This is a genomic window from Paracoccus contaminans, from assembly GCF_002105555.1.
GTDB lineage: Bacteria > Pseudomonadota > Alphaproteobacteria > Rhodobacterales > Rhodobacteraceae > Paracoccus > Paracoccus contaminans.
This window is the reverse complement of the sequence record NZ_CP020612.1, coordinates 2,328,592-2,342,619: the sequence shown is the minus strand read 5'-3', so window position 1 is coordinate 2,342,619 and position 14,028 is coordinate 2,328,592. Positions and strand designations below refer to the sequence as shown.

12 protein-coding genes and 2 tRNA genes are annotated in these 14,028 nt (G+C 66.8%); 7 read left to right on the top strand and 7 right to left on the bottom strand.

Annotated features, from left to right (window positions below; genetic code table 11):
* Window positions 1–87 precede the first annotated feature (87 nt).
* Genes B0A89_RS11155 through B0A89_RS11140 form a run of 4 tightly spaced genes read left to right on the top strand, consistent with a single transcriptional unit; the run spans window position 88 to window position 3,057 of the window.
* Window positions 88–909 (top strand): transporter substrate-binding domain-containing protein, encoded by an 822-nt coding sequence (locus B0A89_RS11155; RefSeq protein WP_085378219.1) that lies wholly within the window; start codon window positions 88–90, stop codon window positions 907–909.
* A gap of 39 nt (window positions 910–948) precedes the next feature.
* On the top strand, window positions 949–1,614 hold the full coding sequence (locus B0A89_RS11150; protein WP_240558532.1) for an amino acid ABC transporter permease: 666 nt from the start codon (window positions 949–951) through the stop codon (window positions 1,612–1,614).
* Window positions 1,614–2,273: an amino acid ABC transporter permease gene (locus B0A89_RS11145; protein ID WP_085378217.1), complete on the top strand. Its 660-nt coding sequence runs from the start codon at window positions 1,614–1,616 to the stop codon at window positions 2,271–2,273. Before B0A89_RS11150 ends, B0A89_RS11145 begins: the two co-directional genes overlap by 1 nt.
* A 1-nt stretch (window position 2,274) precedes the next feature.
* A complete protein-coding gene (locus B0A89_RS11140) occupies window positions 2,275–3,057 on the top strand; it encodes an amino acid ABC transporter ATP-binding protein (protein ID WP_085378216.1) in 783 nt (260 codons plus the stop codon).
* A 35-nt stretch (window positions 3,058–3,092) separates the two neighbouring features.
* On the opposite strand, the gene B0A89_RS11135 is transcribed toward B0A89_RS11140, so the two are convergent.
* The 7 genes from B0A89_RS11135 to B0A89_RS11105 all read right to left on the bottom strand — a co-directional run bounded on the left by B0A89_RS11135 (window position 3,093) and on the right by B0A89_RS11105 (window position 10,931).
* Complete coding sequence (locus B0A89_RS11135) at window positions 3,093–4,334, bottom strand: hypothetical protein (RefSeq protein WP_085378215.1); 1,242 nt, start codon at window positions 4,332–4,334, stop codon at window positions 3,093–3,095.
* Window positions 4,335–4,351: 17 nt separating this feature from the next.
* Window positions 4,352–5,671: a putative Ig domain-containing protein gene (locus B0A89_RS11130; protein ID WP_085378214.1), complete on the bottom strand. Its 1,320-nt coding sequence runs from the start codon at window positions 5,669–5,671 to the stop codon at window positions 4,352–4,354.
* Window positions 5,672–5,674: 3 nt separating this feature from the next.
* Complete coding sequence (locus B0A89_RS11125) at window positions 5,675–6,151, bottom strand: hypothetical protein (protein WP_240558531.1); 477 nt, start codon at window positions 6,149–6,151, stop codon at window positions 5,675–5,677.
* Window positions 6,152–6,419: 268 nt separating this feature from the next.
* Window positions 6,420–6,494 (bottom strand) — tRNA-Val (locus tag B0A89_RS11120).
* Window positions 6,495–6,570: 76 nt separating this feature from the next.
* The gene (locus B0A89_RS11115) at window positions 6,571–6,924 is read right to left on the bottom strand and encodes an HU family DNA-binding protein (protein WP_085378213.1); all 354 of its coding nucleotides are present in this window, start codon (window positions 6,922–6,924) and stop codon (window positions 6,571–6,573) included.
* Window positions 6,925–7,076: 152 nt separating this feature from the next.
* Window positions 7,077–9,491 carry an endopeptidase La gene (gene lon / locus B0A89_RS11110; protein ID WP_085378212.1) on the bottom strand — a complete coding sequence of 805 codons (2,415 nt, stop codon included), beginning with the start codon at window positions 9,489–9,491 and terminating at the stop codon, window positions 7,077–7,079.
* 114 nt (window positions 9,492–9,605) lie between these two features.
* Window positions 9,606–10,931 (bottom strand): ATP-binding protein, encoded by a 1,326-nt coding sequence (locus tag B0A89_RS11105; protein ID WP_240558529.1) that lies wholly within the window; start codon window positions 10,929–10,931, stop codon window positions 9,606–9,608.
* 106 nt (window positions 10,932–11,037) lie between these two features.
* On the opposite strand from B0A89_RS11105, the gene B0A89_RS11100 reads away from it, so the two are divergent.
* The 3 genes from B0A89_RS11100 (at window position 11,038) to B0A89_RS11090 (ending at window position 13,815) form a co-directional block, all read left to right on the top strand.
* Window positions 11,038–11,907 carry an MBL fold metallo-hydrolase gene (locus tag B0A89_RS11100; RefSeq protein WP_085378211.1) on the top strand — a complete coding sequence of 290 codons (870 nt, stop codon included), beginning with the start codon at window positions 11,038–11,040 and terminating at the stop codon, window positions 11,905–11,907.
* A gap of 157 nt (window positions 11,908–12,064) precedes the next feature.
* Window positions 12,065–12,139 (top strand) — tRNA-Asn (locus tag B0A89_RS11095).
* 107 nt (window positions 12,140–12,246) lie between these two features.
* A complete protein-coding gene (locus tag B0A89_RS11090) occupies window positions 12,247–13,815 on the top strand; it encodes a site-specific integrase (RefSeq protein WP_157115329.1) in 1,569 nt (522 codons plus the stop codon).
* Window positions 13,816–14,028 lie beyond the last annotated feature (213 nt).

The window sequence follows — 14,028 nt, the reverse complement described above, 5'->3', positions numbered from 1 at the left end:
CCGCCGCTAATCTCGGCGCGGGTCATCACCGGCGGCTGCGGGGCACGGTCGCCGGATCAGACACCGCCCCTGACAGGAGAGGACATCATGACCATCCGCACCACCCTTCGCGCCGCCCTTCTGGGCGCAGCCGCGCTGGCCGCCGTCGCCAGCGGCGCGCTGGCCGACCAGCTTGCCGACATCAAGGCGGCCGGCAAGATCACCACCGCGACGGACATGCACTACACCCCCTTCGACATGCTGAACAACGGCACCTATGAAGGGATGACCAAGGATCTGTTCGACGAGGTCGCCAAGGAAATCGGCGTCCAGCCCGTCTATCAGGACATCCCCTGGACGGCCGAGCTGCCGGGGCTCGAGGTCGGCAAGTTCGACATCGTCATCGCCCCCGTGACCGTCACGGCCGAGCGGCTGGAACGCTATACCTTTACCCCGCCGATCGCCGATGCGACGGTGTCGCTGGTCAAGGCCGCGTCGAACAAGGAACTGACCAAGCCCGAGGACATCAAGGGCAAGACGGTCGGCGTTCAGCAGGGCACCGCGCAGTTCAAGCAGCTGCAGGCCTATGGCGAGTCGCTGGGCGGCGTGACGGTCAAGGAATACGGCACCACCGACGAAGCCTATGCCGATCTCGCCGCGGGGCGGCTGGACGCGGTGGCAGGCTCGCTGCCCAACCTGACCTACCTGGTCAAGAACCGGCCCGAAACCTTTGCCCTGTTCGAGCCGGCGCAATTCGGCAAGCCGTCCTATTTTGCCTGGGTGCTGCGCAAGGACGACAATTCGGAAAGCTTCCGCAAGGCGATCGAGGACGCCATCGCCAAGATGACCGCCGATGGCCGCGTCAAGGCGATCCAGGAAAAATGGCTGGGCAGCTATACCGAACTGCCGCTCAAGCCCGTCGTCAACTGACCGCCCTGCCGGGCAGGGATCGCCTTGCCCGGCATTTTCATGAAAGCCCGACGCCTGATGTTCTCGGTCCACACCTTTCTTGACGCTTTCGTGCCGCTTGCCTGGGCGGCGCGATATACGCTGCTGGTGTCCGGGCTGGGCATCGCGCTGGGGCTGGTGATCGGCGTCGCGGTCTGCGCCATGCGGCTGTCGGGCTCGTCCCTCGCGCGGCGGGCCGCCGCCGTCTGGGTCAGCTTTCTGCGCGGGGTGCCGCTGCTGGTGCAACTGCTGCTGATGTTCTATCTGCTGCCGGTGGTGGGGGTGGACGTGCCGCCGCTGGTGGCCGCGGTGGTGACGGTCGGCATCTGCGCCAGCGCCTATATCTCGGAAATCTGGCGCGGGGCGATCGGCGCCATGCCCCCCGGCCAGGCGGAGGCCGCGCAGGCGATCGGCATGGCCCCCCGCACGATCTGGACCCGCATCATCCTGCCGCAGGCCGTGGCGATGTCCCTGCCGGCGCTGGTCAACGAACTGATCCTGCTGGTCAAGGCATCCTCGCTGGTGTCGGTCGTGGGCATCCTGGAACTGACCCGCGCGAGCCAGGCGCAGGCCGCCACGACCTTCCGCCCGCTCGAGGTCTATCTGGCCGCCGCCTGCCTCTATCTGGCGATCAACCTCTGCCTTGCGGCGCTCGGCCGCTGGCTGGAATACAGGGCGGCGATCTGATGGCGCTGGACATCCTTCAACAATACGGGCCGATGCTGCTGCGCGGCTTCGGTGTCACGGTGTTCTGCTGGCTGGCCGGCACCGCCCTCGGCATGCTGCTGGGGCTGATGCTCGCGTTGGCGGTGCGCTATGGGCCGCGCTGGCTGTCCTGGATCATCCGGGCCTATGTCGAGGTCATCCGCGGCACGCCGTTTCTGGTCCAGCTCTTCGTGCTGTATTACGGCGGGCCGCTGGTGGGGCTGCGGCTGGACGCGCTGCCTGCGGGCCTGCTGGGGCTGACGCTGTATGGCAGCCCCTATTTCGCGGAAATCTTCCGCTCGGGCTTCAAGGCCGTTCCCCATGGCCAGATCGAGGCAGCGCGCGCCATCGGCATGGCCGAACCGGCCATCGCCCTGCGCATCCTGTTGCCGCTGGCACTGGTGTCGGCGCTGCCGGCACTGGTCAACTTCTCGATCATCCTGACCAAGGAAACGGTCATCCTGTCGATCATCACCGTGCCCGAGCTGATGTATCAGGTTCAGCGGATGTCCACCGAAACCTTCCGCTATCTCGAGGCGAACGCCGTGCTCGCCCTGTTCTTCTGGGGCCTGGTCGAGGCGATCTCGCGCCTGGGCCGGCGGCTGGAATCCCGTGTGACACGGCATCTGGAAAGGGCTTGAGATGGCTCAGGCAGCATCGGTTGAAATCCGCAATGTCAACAAGTTCTACGGCCCCTTCCAGGCGCTGCGGAACGTCAACCTGCATGTGCCGCCGGGCAAGGTCACCTGCCTGATCGGACCGTCCGGTTCGGGCAAGTCCACGCTGCTGCGTTGCATCAACTTTCTCGAGGAATATGACTCGGGCGAGATCCGGCTGGACGAGCAGCTGATCGGCTATGAAACGCCCGGCGGGCGGCGGATGCGGCCGCGCCGGCTGCGCGAATTGCGGCGCGACATCGGCATGGTGTTCCAGCAGTTCAACCTGTGGCCCCACATGACGGCGCTGCAGAACGTGGCCGAGGGGCTTGAGCGGGTACGCGGCATGGCCCGTGCCGAGGCGCAGGCGCAGGCCCGTGCCGCGCTGGACAAGGTTGGTCTGGGGGACAAGACCCAGAACCATCCCGGCCGCCTGTCCGGCGGCCAGCAGCAGCGCGTCGCCATCGCCCGCGCCATCGCCATGCAGCCCCGGGTGATGCTGTTCGACGAGCCGACCAGCGCGCTCGACCCCGAACTGGTGGGCGAGGTGCTGTCGGTGATGAAGCAGCTGGCGACCGAAGGGATGACGATGGTGGTCGTCACGCATGAGATGGGCTTTGCCGCCCATGTCGCCGACCAGGTGGCCTTCATGGAACGGGGCGAGCTGGTCAGCGCCGCCCCGCCATCGCAGATCTTCGGCGCGCCGACCGATGAACGCATCCGCAGCTTTCTGCGCAGCTATCACGAACGCAACGCCTTCGAGGTATGAGACGGCGCCGGGGGCACCCCCCGGCGCCCTGCCCCTCAGGCCACGGCAACCTCGAAGCTGGGCAACCAGCGTTTCAGCGTCAGCTCCAGCCCGCCGGTCGTGACGGCCCTTGTGCGGTCTGACCGCAGCATGCCGCGATGGGCGGTATAGCCCTGCTTTGCCGCATCGGTCAGCATGCGGTAATCGGTCGCCGTTTCCTGCATCGCATAGCGCAGGGCCGTCACCGGCCCCGACACCGCCAGCGTGATCGACTGCCCCGACAGGGCCACCGAAACGATGCTGCCCCCGCCCAGGGCCTCAAGCCCCAGATGCGCCGGATCGCCCCCGTAGGCGGCATATTTCCCCGCCGGCTCCTGCGTCAACGTCTCGCCGGGGGGCATCGTCATCGGGATGATGATGCTGTCCCCCGCCCGCGCCGCGCTCAGCGGCGGAAGGATGTTCCAGTCGCGCCCCGCAGCGGTTTCGGCGATGGCCCACAGGATCGTCTCGCACAATTCCAGATGGGCCTCGGCGGTCTTGTGAACGCCCTTACCGTCGGCATTGTCCACCTTGTAGGGATAAAGGGGCGTCGTCAGGATGCCGCTGCGCTGCCGCAGCAGGGCCAGCTGATCCAGCTTGCATCGGTGGCGGTTGATGTTGGTGTTCATCATGTATCCGCCCGTCTGTTCCAGAAACAGGCGCGGGGCGGCCGCCTGCCCGGTCAGGCGCAAGACCTGCTCGGTCATCTGGTCAAGCGCAAGGCCCGCCGCCGCGGCCCATCTGCCTGCCGGCCAGGCGACATCCGCCTCGCCCTGGTTCAGATGGATGCGGCGGACCACAGGCTCGCGCCCCGCCGCGCGCAGCAGGCGCACCGCTTCGGCCAGCCAATATTCGGCATTGTCATACAGGGTCGTGCCATTGCTGCCCGTCGCCGGATCGCTGTCGAGATTCTCGATCGACTGCCCGCCCGCATCATGGAACTGGAACAGCGTTTCCTGCGCCAGCCCGTCGCGGATCAGCCCCGCCGCGATGACTGCCCCCACCGGCAGCGAGGTCAGCACCGCCATCGGCGCGATCGCGGCGGCCGGCACCGTCCGGTCATAGCCCAGCAGCAGCGGGTTCGCGACACTGGCGATCGCCTGCCCGTCCGCGCGCTGAAGCCCCGTCAGATAGCCGGCCCTGGGATAGGCGGTCCCGTCATAGACATCGCGCCACCGCGTTCCGGCGGGACTGGCCAGCGCGCCCATGTTCGGGCCCAGCGACAGCGACTGCCCGCGCGCCATCACGATTTCGGTCACGGTATTGTCAGGCCCCGTCAGGCGGCCCGAAAATCCGCAACCACTGCATCAAAGGACATGGGCCATGCGCTGCCCTCGGGTCGAACCACGATGGCCAGCCGCTCAAGCGTGCCGTTGACGTTCTTCATCAGCGACAGGGCAGTGGCGCTGGGATCGGTGAGGGCGATCGGCGTCGTGGTGACCGATCCGTCCAGGGTCAGCGTGCGCAGGGTGTTGGCGACATCGTCCATCTCGCCCCCGACGACCAGGCTGGCGGGATAGGTCAGCGGGCCGGCCGCGACATTGGTCGCGTTGTCCCCGACCGCCTGCACGACCAGCGCCGTTCCGGGCGAAAGTGACAGGATGCGGGGGTATTTCCCGCTGCCGCTCAGAATGTCCTGGGTGCCCGATGCGGGGGGCGCGTTCAGCGTCACCCGGACCACCGCAAAAATGCCGTCGCCCATCGGCAGGTTGGCAAGGCCCGATCTGGCCAGCGACTTACCGGCCAAAAAGGCCAGCCCGCCCGGCCCGCTGGCAATATCTGCCCCGGTCCCAGTAGCCGTCATGGTGATGGCGCCGGTGCCGCGCATCGCGACACCCGTGACGGCGCTGGCCGAACCCAGCACCGGCATGCCTTTTTCATAATAGATCAGCGCACCTGCATCATAGTTCAGCGAGGGTGCCGCCGCGGCGTTGATCGGGTTTGAATCGGCCGTCGCGGCGCCCGCGCTGTTGGTCCAGGTCACCCGTGCGGTGATCGCCTGGCCGGCATCCGCGGCGGCCAGCCTAAGGGTTTGCCCTGTTGCCCCTGCGATATCGGTGCCGTCCCGCCACCACTGGATCGTGGCGGTCGGGGCCGGGGTGCCGCTGGCGGTGCCGATGTCCACCGTCAGCAGGCTGCCGGCCACCGCGTCGCCGGTAATTGTGGGGGCGGCGGTGACAACCGGGGCAATACCGGCCGCCGCGGCCACGGTCATCGCCGCGCTGCGCGAGACGCTGAGCCCGCCCCCATCGGTCAGCGTTACCGTGACGGTCGCTGTCCCGGCCTCCTCAGGCGTGCCGCTGATGAGGGGCCCGTCGGCAGCGATGCCCGCCGGAAGGCCGCTCCAGGCCCAGACCAGCGGCCCCTCGGCGTCAGAGCCTGCCGCGGTGAACGAGAAGGGCTTGCCGACCTCGGCGCTCAGCGCCGGGATGACGGCCAGGACGGGGGGGGTGTTGGCGGGCGCAGGCTCATCCGCGCCCGGCACGATGACACGGCCGTCGCCTGACAGCACGGCGATGCGCACGCCGCGCACATAGACGGACCCAACCCCGTCAAACAGGCGGCGCGAGACGTTGTCCAGGATCTGGATCGGCATGGATCACGCCCCCAGCACAAGCAGGGTATCGCTGTCGCGGCGCTGGCTTGCCGGCAGCGCCTGATATTCTTCAAGGCTTTCGACATAGATCAGGCGCCCCAGCACCCCGTCGCGGGCGGCCTTGCGGTTGATCTCGCTCGTGCGCTCGATCTCGGACATGGTGGCAGGGTCGGCGGTTGCCACGAACAGCCCCTTGGACTGAAAGACCGGCTCGACAAAGGCGTTATAGCCGGTCACGTCCCAGGCGGTTGCGGCATTCTCGCCTTCGCCGTTGACGATCAGCTCAAGCTGGTATTCGCCCCGTTCATTCGTGGTCGCCTCGATCTTTTGCGAGACGATGCGCACGCCGCCATCGAAATGGTCCGAGCCGGTCAGCACAGCAACGACCTTGCCCCCCGACACGGGGCTGAGCTGGGCATCCAGAAGCGTGCCGGTGATGGTCGCCCTGCTGGGCATGATGGTGGGGGTGGTCTCGGGCATCGCCGTTCTCCGTTCTTTCGGCTGGGCATCGGCCCGGTGACAGGGCAGCCAGCCCCGTTCCAGGACGGCGGCACTATCCACCCGCCGATGCGGCTGTTGCGGATCTGCGCGCAGCAGCGTCCGCACCGAGAAAGGCAACGGTTCGGGCCGGCCGGGCCGGCACTTGCAGCAGTGCGGAGGCGACAGGGGGCGGCGCCGTGAAGGCGCACGAATAGGCGGCGAAAACCAAAACGCGCGCCCTGAGGCGCGCGCTGGTCGTAAGGAATGATGGTGGGCGATAACGGATTTGAACCGCTGACATCTTCGATGTGAACGAAGCGCTCTACCGCTGAGCTAATCGCCCGGTGGGCTGCTGATTAGCCTGTGCCGCACCGGACGGCAAGCCCCTTTGCATCCGGCGCGGCACAGGCCGCCTTTGGTCAGGTGGTCGACTTGGCCGGCCGGTGTTCGGCCGGAACAGTGTTCCGGCGCAGGCGCACCAGGACGATTTCGCCCCCCGGCGCCGATCGGCGACGGCGCACGCGCACCGTGCCCAAGGGCGGCAGGACGAGGGCTTCGTCGCCGGTCAGTGCCTGGCCCAGTTCCGCAAGGGTTGCCTCGACGATCCGACGCACCTGCGCCCGCGGGACGTTGCTCGCGGCGCTGACGCGGTCAAGAAATTCGGCCTTGTGCAGGACCAACCCGGCATCGTCAGATGCGGATGAAGCCAGGTGCGTTCCCGGTGCCACCGGGTTGCTGGTTGCGTCATCCAAAGTCTGGTTTTCGTGTTCCATGAAGTCCGCCGGATAAGGAATGTGCGCGCATAGTTTAGCAGCCGGCAGATTCGGTCAACTTGGCGATTTGAACAGGTTTAATCAGCGAACTGCTGTTCAAACGCAAATCACGCGCCCCAGGGGGCGCGTGATTCTATCTTGATTCGCTTTGGTCAATGCGCGGTGGCAGAGCCGATCGTTCCATCGCGCAGGCTGGCCAGACGCTTGGCCTCGGCGATTTCCCAAGCCGCCTCATCCCATTCCATCGGTTCGGGCATCCGCACCAGCGCGTGGCGCAGAACCTCGCGCACATTGGACACGGGGATGATGGTCATGCCCTGTTTGACGTTGTCGGGGATGTCGGCCAGGTCCTTTTCGTTTTCCTGCGGAATCAGCACCGTCTTGATGCCGCCGCGCAGCGCCGCGAGCAGTTTTTCCTTCAGCCCGCCGATCGCCAGCGCGTTGCCCCGCAGCGTGACCTCGCCCGTCATTGCCACGTCCTTGCGGACGGGAATGTTGGTCATCACCGACACGACCGAGGTGACCATCGCCAGACCGGCCGAGGGGCCGTCCTTGGGCGTCGCGCCCTCGGGGACGTGGACGTGGATGTCGCGCTTGGTGAACTGGGGCGGCTCGATCCCCAGCTCGGGCGCGACCGAACGGACGAAGCTGGCCGCCGCGTCGATCGATTCCTTCATCACGTCGCCCAGTTTCCCGGTCGTCTTCATCACGCCCTTGCCCGGCAGCTTCAAGGCCTCGATCTGCAGCAAATCGCCCCCCGTCTGCGTCCAGGCAAGGCCCGTGACCACGCCGACCTGGTCGTCCTTCTCGGCCAGGCCATAGCGGTGCCGGCGAACGCCAAGGTAATCCTCGGCCTTCTCGGGCGTCACCTCGACCGATGTCACCTTGCCGCGCAGGATCTCGGTCACCGCCTTGCGGGCCAGTTTCGCGATCTCGCGCTCCAGGTTCCGCACGCCCGCCTCACGGGTGTAATAGCGGATGACATGGGTCAAAGCCTCGTCCGTGACCGAGAACTCGCCCTTCTTCAGGCCGTTGGCCTTGATCTGCTTGGGCAGCAGGTGATGGCGCGCGATCTCGCGCTTTTCATCCTCGGTATAGCCGGCAAGGGGGATGATCTCCATCCGGTCCAGCAGCGGGCCGGGCATGTTATAGCTGTTGGCGGTGGTGACGAACATCACGTTCGACAGATCGTATTCCACCTCGAGATAGTGGTCCACGAAGGTCGCGTTCTGTTCGGGGTCCAGCACCTCCAGCATGGCCGAGGCCGGGTCGCCCCGGAAATCCTGGCCCATCTTGTCGATTTCATCCAGCAGGATCAGCGGGTTGGTCGTCTTGGCCTTCTTGAGGGCCTGGATGATCTTGCCGGGCATCGAACCGATATAGGTCCGCCGGTGGCCGCGGATTTCCGATTCGTCGCGCACGCCGCCAAGGCTGATGCGGATGAACTCGCGCCCCGTGGCCTTGGCCACCGACTTGCCAAGGCTGGTCTTGCCAACGCCGGGCGGGCCGACAAGGCACAGGATCGGTCCCTTCAGCTTGTCCGAGCGCGACTGCACGGCCAGATACTCGACGATCCGCTCCTTGACCTTCTCAAGGCCGTAATGGTCCGCGTCCAGCACCTTCTCGGCCGCCGCCAGATCGCGGCGGGTCCGCGACTTGACGCCCCAGGGCAGGCTCAGCAGCCAGTCAAGATAGTTGCGGCTGACCGTCGCCTCGGCCGACATCGGCGACATGGACTTGAGCTTCTTCAGCTCGGACAGGGCCTTGTCGCGGGCCTCCTTGCTGAACTGGGTCTTGGCGATCTTCTCTTCCAGCTCGGCCAACTCGTTCTGGCCATCCTCGCCATCGCCCAGCTCGCGCTGGATCGCCTTCATCTGCTCATTGAGGTAATATTCCCGCTGCGTCTTCTCCATCTGGTTCTTGACGCGGGACTTGATCTTCTTCTCGACCTGCAGGACGGACATCTCGCCCTGCATCAGGCCATAGACCTTCTCCAGCCGCTGGGCGACATCCAGCGTCTCAAGCAGTTCCTGCTTGCGGGCGATGTCGATCCCCAGATGGCCCGACACGAGATCCGCCAGCTTGCGCGGATCGCGCGCATCCGCGACGGCCGAAACCGCCTCTTCGGGGATGTTCTTGCGGACCTTGACGTATTTCTCGAATTCCTCGGCCACGGCGCGGATCAGGGCCGCGACGCTTTCGGCATCGCCCTCGGTTTCCTCCAGCGGCTCGGCGGTGCCTTCGAAAAAGCGCTCGTTCTGGGCGAAACCGGTGATGCGCACGCGCGACTGCCCCTCGACCAGCACCTTGACGGTGCCGTCAGGCAGCTTGAGCAGTTGCAGCACATTCGCCAGAACGCCCGTCTCGAAAATACCGTCCGTGTCGGGCTCATCGACCGAGGCATCCTTCTGCGCGGCCAGCAGGATCGGGCGATCCTGCTCCATCACCGCCTCCAGCGCGCGGACCGATTTTTCGCGTCCGACGAACAGCGGCACGATCATGTGCGGAAACACCACGATGTCGCGCAGCGGCAGCACCGGATAGGTGACAAGTGTGTTGTCGGTCATTCGTCTTCCTTTCATGCCCGGACCGGGTCAGCCCCCAAGATGGCAAGCATGGGCCGGTCCTGCCTTGGGCTCCAATCTAGGAACCTGCCGGGGGCGCTTCAATACCCGCGCCGGTCAGCGCGGAATGGTGATTTCGGCCCTCAGGCCGCCAAGGCGCTGGCCGTCCAGCAGGCGCAGCTGGCCCCCATGGGCCCGCGCGATGTCGGCGGCGATGGCCAGGCCGAGGCCCGCCCCTTGCCCGCGGTCCTGGTTGCGCGCCTCGTCCAGCCGCACGAAGGGTCGCATCGCCTCGTCCCGCCGTTCAGGCGGGATGCCGGGGCCGTCATCCTCGACGGCGATGCGCAAGGCGCGCGGGGTCAGGGCGGCCTCGACCTCGGCCCGGCTGCCGTGCCGGACGGCGTTGCCGATCAGGTTTTCGACGGCGCGCCGCAACGCCTGCGGCCGCAGCGCAACCACCTGTTCGCCGGCCGGCATGATGCCCGCCTCGGGGGGGGCAAGTTGCACCGGCTGGCCGGCCCGCTGCGCATCGGCGACGATGTCGCGAAGAAAGGCCCCGACATCCACGGACTCGGCCCCCCCTTCCTGCGCCTCGGCCCTCGCATGGTCCAGGAAGGCGCCGATCATCGCGCCCATCTCGGCCACATCGCGTTCCATATCGGCGATCTCGCCCGGTTCGGGGGGCAGGTCGGGGGACAGCATCGACAGGCCAAGCCGCAGGCGCGTCAGGGGCGTGCGCAGGTCATGGCTGATCCCCGTCAGCATGAGGCGCCGCTGCTCGTTCTGCCGCTCGATCCGGGCGCGCATCTCGAGGAAGGCGCGCCCGGCGCTGCGCACCTCGATAGCGCCGGCGGGGCGATAGGGGGCAATCTGCCCGCGCCCATAGGCCTCGGCTGCGCCGGCCAGGCGCCGGATCGGGCGCAGCTGGTTGCGCAGGAAGATCGAGGCGATCACCGACATCAGCAGCGATGTTCCCAGCATCAGCACCAGCAGCTGATGCGGGTTGGACGCAGTCAGGCGCGTGCGCGCAAATTCCAGCACGAAGGGGCGCGCGCCGGCGACCAGCACCCGCACCCGGCGCGGATCGCGCAGGTCAACCGCCCTGACGGCCGGCAGCGCCTCGTGCAGCGCCGTCGTCAGCACGCGCCCCGAAAAGTCGTAAAAGCGCCGCTCCTCGACCACCCCGGCCGGAGGGGGCAGCGCCAGCGCGAGATCCAGCGGCCCCGCGATCGCCTCGCCCGCCGCGCGGGCTGACGCGGCATCGGGCGCAGCTTCCACATGGCCCGCCACCAGCGCCAGCTCGACCGCGGCCGAGCGCACCATCTGCCGCGTCACATCCTCGAAATGGCGCTGCAGGAACACCACGGTCACGACCAGCGTCACCACGACCACCGGCAGGATGAGGATCAGCGCGGCCCGGCCGTAAAGACCGCGCGGAAGCATTCGCTTGAGCCAGCCCAAATCCTGCGCCGTCCCCCTGCTGCGCAGCCATCCGCTGCTGCCTGCCGTGACGCTTGCGCGCGCCCTGCGGCCGGTCCAGCCTAGCAGCATGAGCGATGCGGTCAAACTGCGCGTGATCCGCGCCCCCAACCCCTCGGCCCTTACCGGACCGGGCACCAACAGCTTTCTGATCGGCGAGGAAGGGGTCGCGGTGATCGACCCCGGCCCCGACGACCCCGGCCACATCGCGGCCATCCTTGCCGCGGCGCAAGGGCGCATCAGCCACATCCTGGTCACGCATGCGCATCTGGACCATTCTGCCGGGGCGGCGCGCCTGTCGGCGGCCAGCGGCGCGCCGGTGCTGGCCTTCGGCCCCGCAGGCGCCGGACGCTCGCCCGTCATGCAGCGGCTTGCCGGGGCGGGCGACATGAAGGGGGCCGAAGGCGCAGACGAGGGCTTTCGGCCCGACATGCGGCTTGCCGACGCAGAGAGGGTGAGCGGCGCGGACTGGACGCTTGAGGCCATCCATACGCCCGGCCACATGGGGTGCCATCTCAGCTTTCGTCTGGGCGATGCGGTGTTCTGCGGCGATCTGGCGATGGGCTGGTCGACAACGCTGATTTCCCCGCCTGACGGGGATCTGATCGACTATCTGCGCAGTCTCGAGCGGCTGGCCCGCCTTGCCCCGCGCATCCTGTATCCCGCCCACGGCGCGCCGATCGAGGCCCCCCTGCCCCGCCTGGCCGAGCTTGCCGCCCACCGCCGCGAACGCACCGCCCAGGTCCTGGCGGCGCTGGAGGCCGGCCCCGCCACCGCGGCCGAGCTGGCAGCCCGCATCTATGCCGGCCTGCCCGGCCCGCTGCTGGCGGCTGCGGCGCGGAACGTGCTGGCTCACCTGATCGCATTGGGCGAGCTGGGCGCCGCCGAGCCGACCGCCGTCGCCCTTGCCGACGCCCCCTGGACCCGGCGGCAGGGCTGAGCCCGCGCGGCAGAAGGCCGGGCTTCGCCGGCATCGTGCAAAGGGGCGGTGCCCGCCAGCCTGGCACCCCTGAAGCAAATCATGTGACGCAGCGATGAAATTTCTGCCGCAACCCTCTGGACGCGCCCGAAATCGGCTGCTAGATCGCCCCCCGTGTTCCGGCGTAGCTCAGCGGTAGAGCAGTTGACTGTTAATCAATTGGTCGTAGGTTCGATCCCTACCGCCGGAGCCATATCCTAAGAAATCAATGCCTTGACGGCGAAATTGCGGCATATGGACCCCGTGTCCATTTGTTGACATCACGCCCGGCCCGCTGACCCTTCATAGAAGGGCCAAAGCGTGGCACTTGCGAACTATGTGATCCGCCGGGGCGCGTTCTACGCGTGGCGGCGCGTCTGGCGCGGAAAAGCCGTCCAAATCCCCCTTTCAACGACCGACCCGGCCCGCGCCCGGCGTCTCGCGTCTGTGGCAACCGCCGCATCGTCGGTGGGTTGCGGCTTGCTTGACGCAGGGCGCATCACGATTCACGATGTGAAAAAAGGGGTTCATGCCGCCGTTCAGCGTGAAATGCTGGCCCTCGATTACGAGGACGCGGGCGGAGACCCCGAGAACGCACGACCGGGAGGGCATGACTTCTTCTTTTTCTTCATCAGCGGCGAGGAGCCGGACGAGGAGCCGGAGCCGCCCAAGAAGCGGCATTCCCGCTCTGCGTCCCCGAAAGCGCCCGTAGCGCCCTCATCTCCCCCCGATTCAGCGCCCTTGACGCCCTTCGGCCAATCTGGCCCCGTGAAGGCCGTGGAGCGGCCCCAGAGGGCCGCACAGACGCCCCAGACGCCCTCCGGCGCCTCACCCCTCATAATGGACGCGGTTCAGCGGCTTTCGAGGGTTCACAAGCGCACCGGGCGGGCATCGGACAAGTCGATTGAGCAGTTCACGGGCATCGCGGCGCTGTTTGTCGAGATCACCGGAGTTGATGATGTGCGGGCCGTGCGTCAGCACCACATCGCAGCCTTCGTGGACGCGATGGACCGACTTCCGCCCACCTACCGCCGATCCGCCGCCGAGCGAGATAAGCCCATCGCCGCCATCATCGCGGAAGCGGAGGCGACCGGCGCGGAAACCGGGCTATCCGCCGCCACCGTCAACCGAAATCTCATCCAGTTGGGCAAGGTTTTCAAAGGGGCGCAATCCGAAGGCATCCGCGTTGACCCGTCCGTGAACCCCTCCCTTTTGCGGCGTTTTGAGAAGAAAAACGCCAAGGACGACCGCGACCCGTTCACGCCCGACGATGTGAAGCGGATCTTCGCCGCGCCGGTCTGGACCGGCGCGAAGAGCGCAAAGCGTCGCCGCGACCCCGGTGAAATCGTCGTCAAGGACTGGCTTTACTGGGTTCCGCTCATCGCCGCATACACCGGCGCACGCCGTGAGGAGATTTGCGGGCTGGAAACCGCCGACATTGACGAGGAGGACGGCGTTCCCGTCATCATCGTCCGGCCCAACGCCCGGCGCGGCCTGAAAAACGCCCAGTCCCAACGCCGCATCCCGATCCACTCGCACCTCATCGACCTGGGCTTTCTCGACTATGTGCGCGAACAGCGGATGAAGGACCGCACGAACCTGTTTCATGACCTGAACCGCAAGAGTCCCAAGTCTCAAATCGGTGACTCAACCGCTTACCTCTGGCGAAATATCCAAAACGACATGCTTGGCCCTCAGGCCAAGAAGTCGTTTCACTCCTTCCGGCACTACGCCGTTCAGGGGCTTCGTGCCGAGTCCGATGTTGAGAAGCATGTCCGGGCCGAGTTGTTCGGCCACCTTGTCGGTGACATTGAGGATGACCGTTATGGAGGACGCGCGCCTATCACCGCGCTTCGCGCCGCCGTGGAGGCTCTGCCCCGCGTCTTTTGACCAATCCCTCTCCCTGTAACGAATTCACGGGTTTTTTCGCGCCTCACAGCCGTCAGGATGAGCGATTTTGGCGCTCGGGCGAGCATCCGCCCGCCAGAGGCCACCAGAGACTCTCCTGACGCTAAAAAATTTTCTTGCTCCGCAGGAAAACGCCTTCGTCACCTGATTTCAGGTGACTGTTCGAAGAGTATATTTCGCACGCTCTTCTGCGTC

What these genes read in the sequence shown, in the direction of transcription:
- B0A89_RS11155 (WP_085378219.1), top strand. Translation starts at nt 88, where the DNA reads ATGACCATCCGCACCACCCTTCGCGCCGCCCTTCTGGGCGCAGCCGCG.
- B0A89_RS11150 (WP_240558532.1), top strand. Translation starts at nt 949, where the DNA reads ATGAAAGCCCGACGCCTGATGTTCTCGGTCCACACCTTTCTTGACGCT.
- B0A89_RS11145 (WP_085378217.1), top strand. Translation starts at nt 1,614, where the DNA reads ATGGCGCTGGACATCCTTCAACAATACGGGCCGATGCTGCTGCGCGGC.
- B0A89_RS11140 (WP_085378216.1), top strand. Translation starts at nt 2,275, where the DNA reads ATGGCTCAGGCAGCATCGGTTGAAATCCGCAATGTCAACAAGTTCTAC.
- B0A89_RS11130 (WP_085378214.1), bottom strand. Translation starts at nt 5,671, where the DNA reads ATGCCGATCCAGATCCTGGACAACGTCTCGCGCCGCCTGTTTGACGGG.
- B0A89_RS11125 (WP_240558531.1), bottom strand. Translation starts at nt 6,151, where the DNA reads ATGCCCGAGACCACCCCCACCATCATGCCCAGCAGGGCGACCATCACC.
- B0A89_RS11115 (WP_085378213.1), bottom strand. Translation starts at nt 6,924, where the DNA reads ATGGAACACGAAAACCAGACTTTGGATGACGCAACCAGCAACCCGGTG.
- lon (WP_085378212.1), bottom strand. Translation starts at nt 9,491, where the DNA reads ATGACCGACAACACACTTGTCACCTATCCGGTGCTGCCGCTGCGCGAC.
- B0A89_RS11105 (WP_240558529.1), bottom strand. Translation starts at nt 10,931, where the DNA reads ATGCTTCCGCGCGGTCTTTACGGCCGGGCCGCGCTGATCCTCATCCTG.
- B0A89_RS11100 (WP_085378211.1), top strand. Translation starts at nt 11,038, where the DNA reads ATGAGCGATGCGGTCAAACTGCGCGTGATCCGCGCCCCCAACCCCTCG.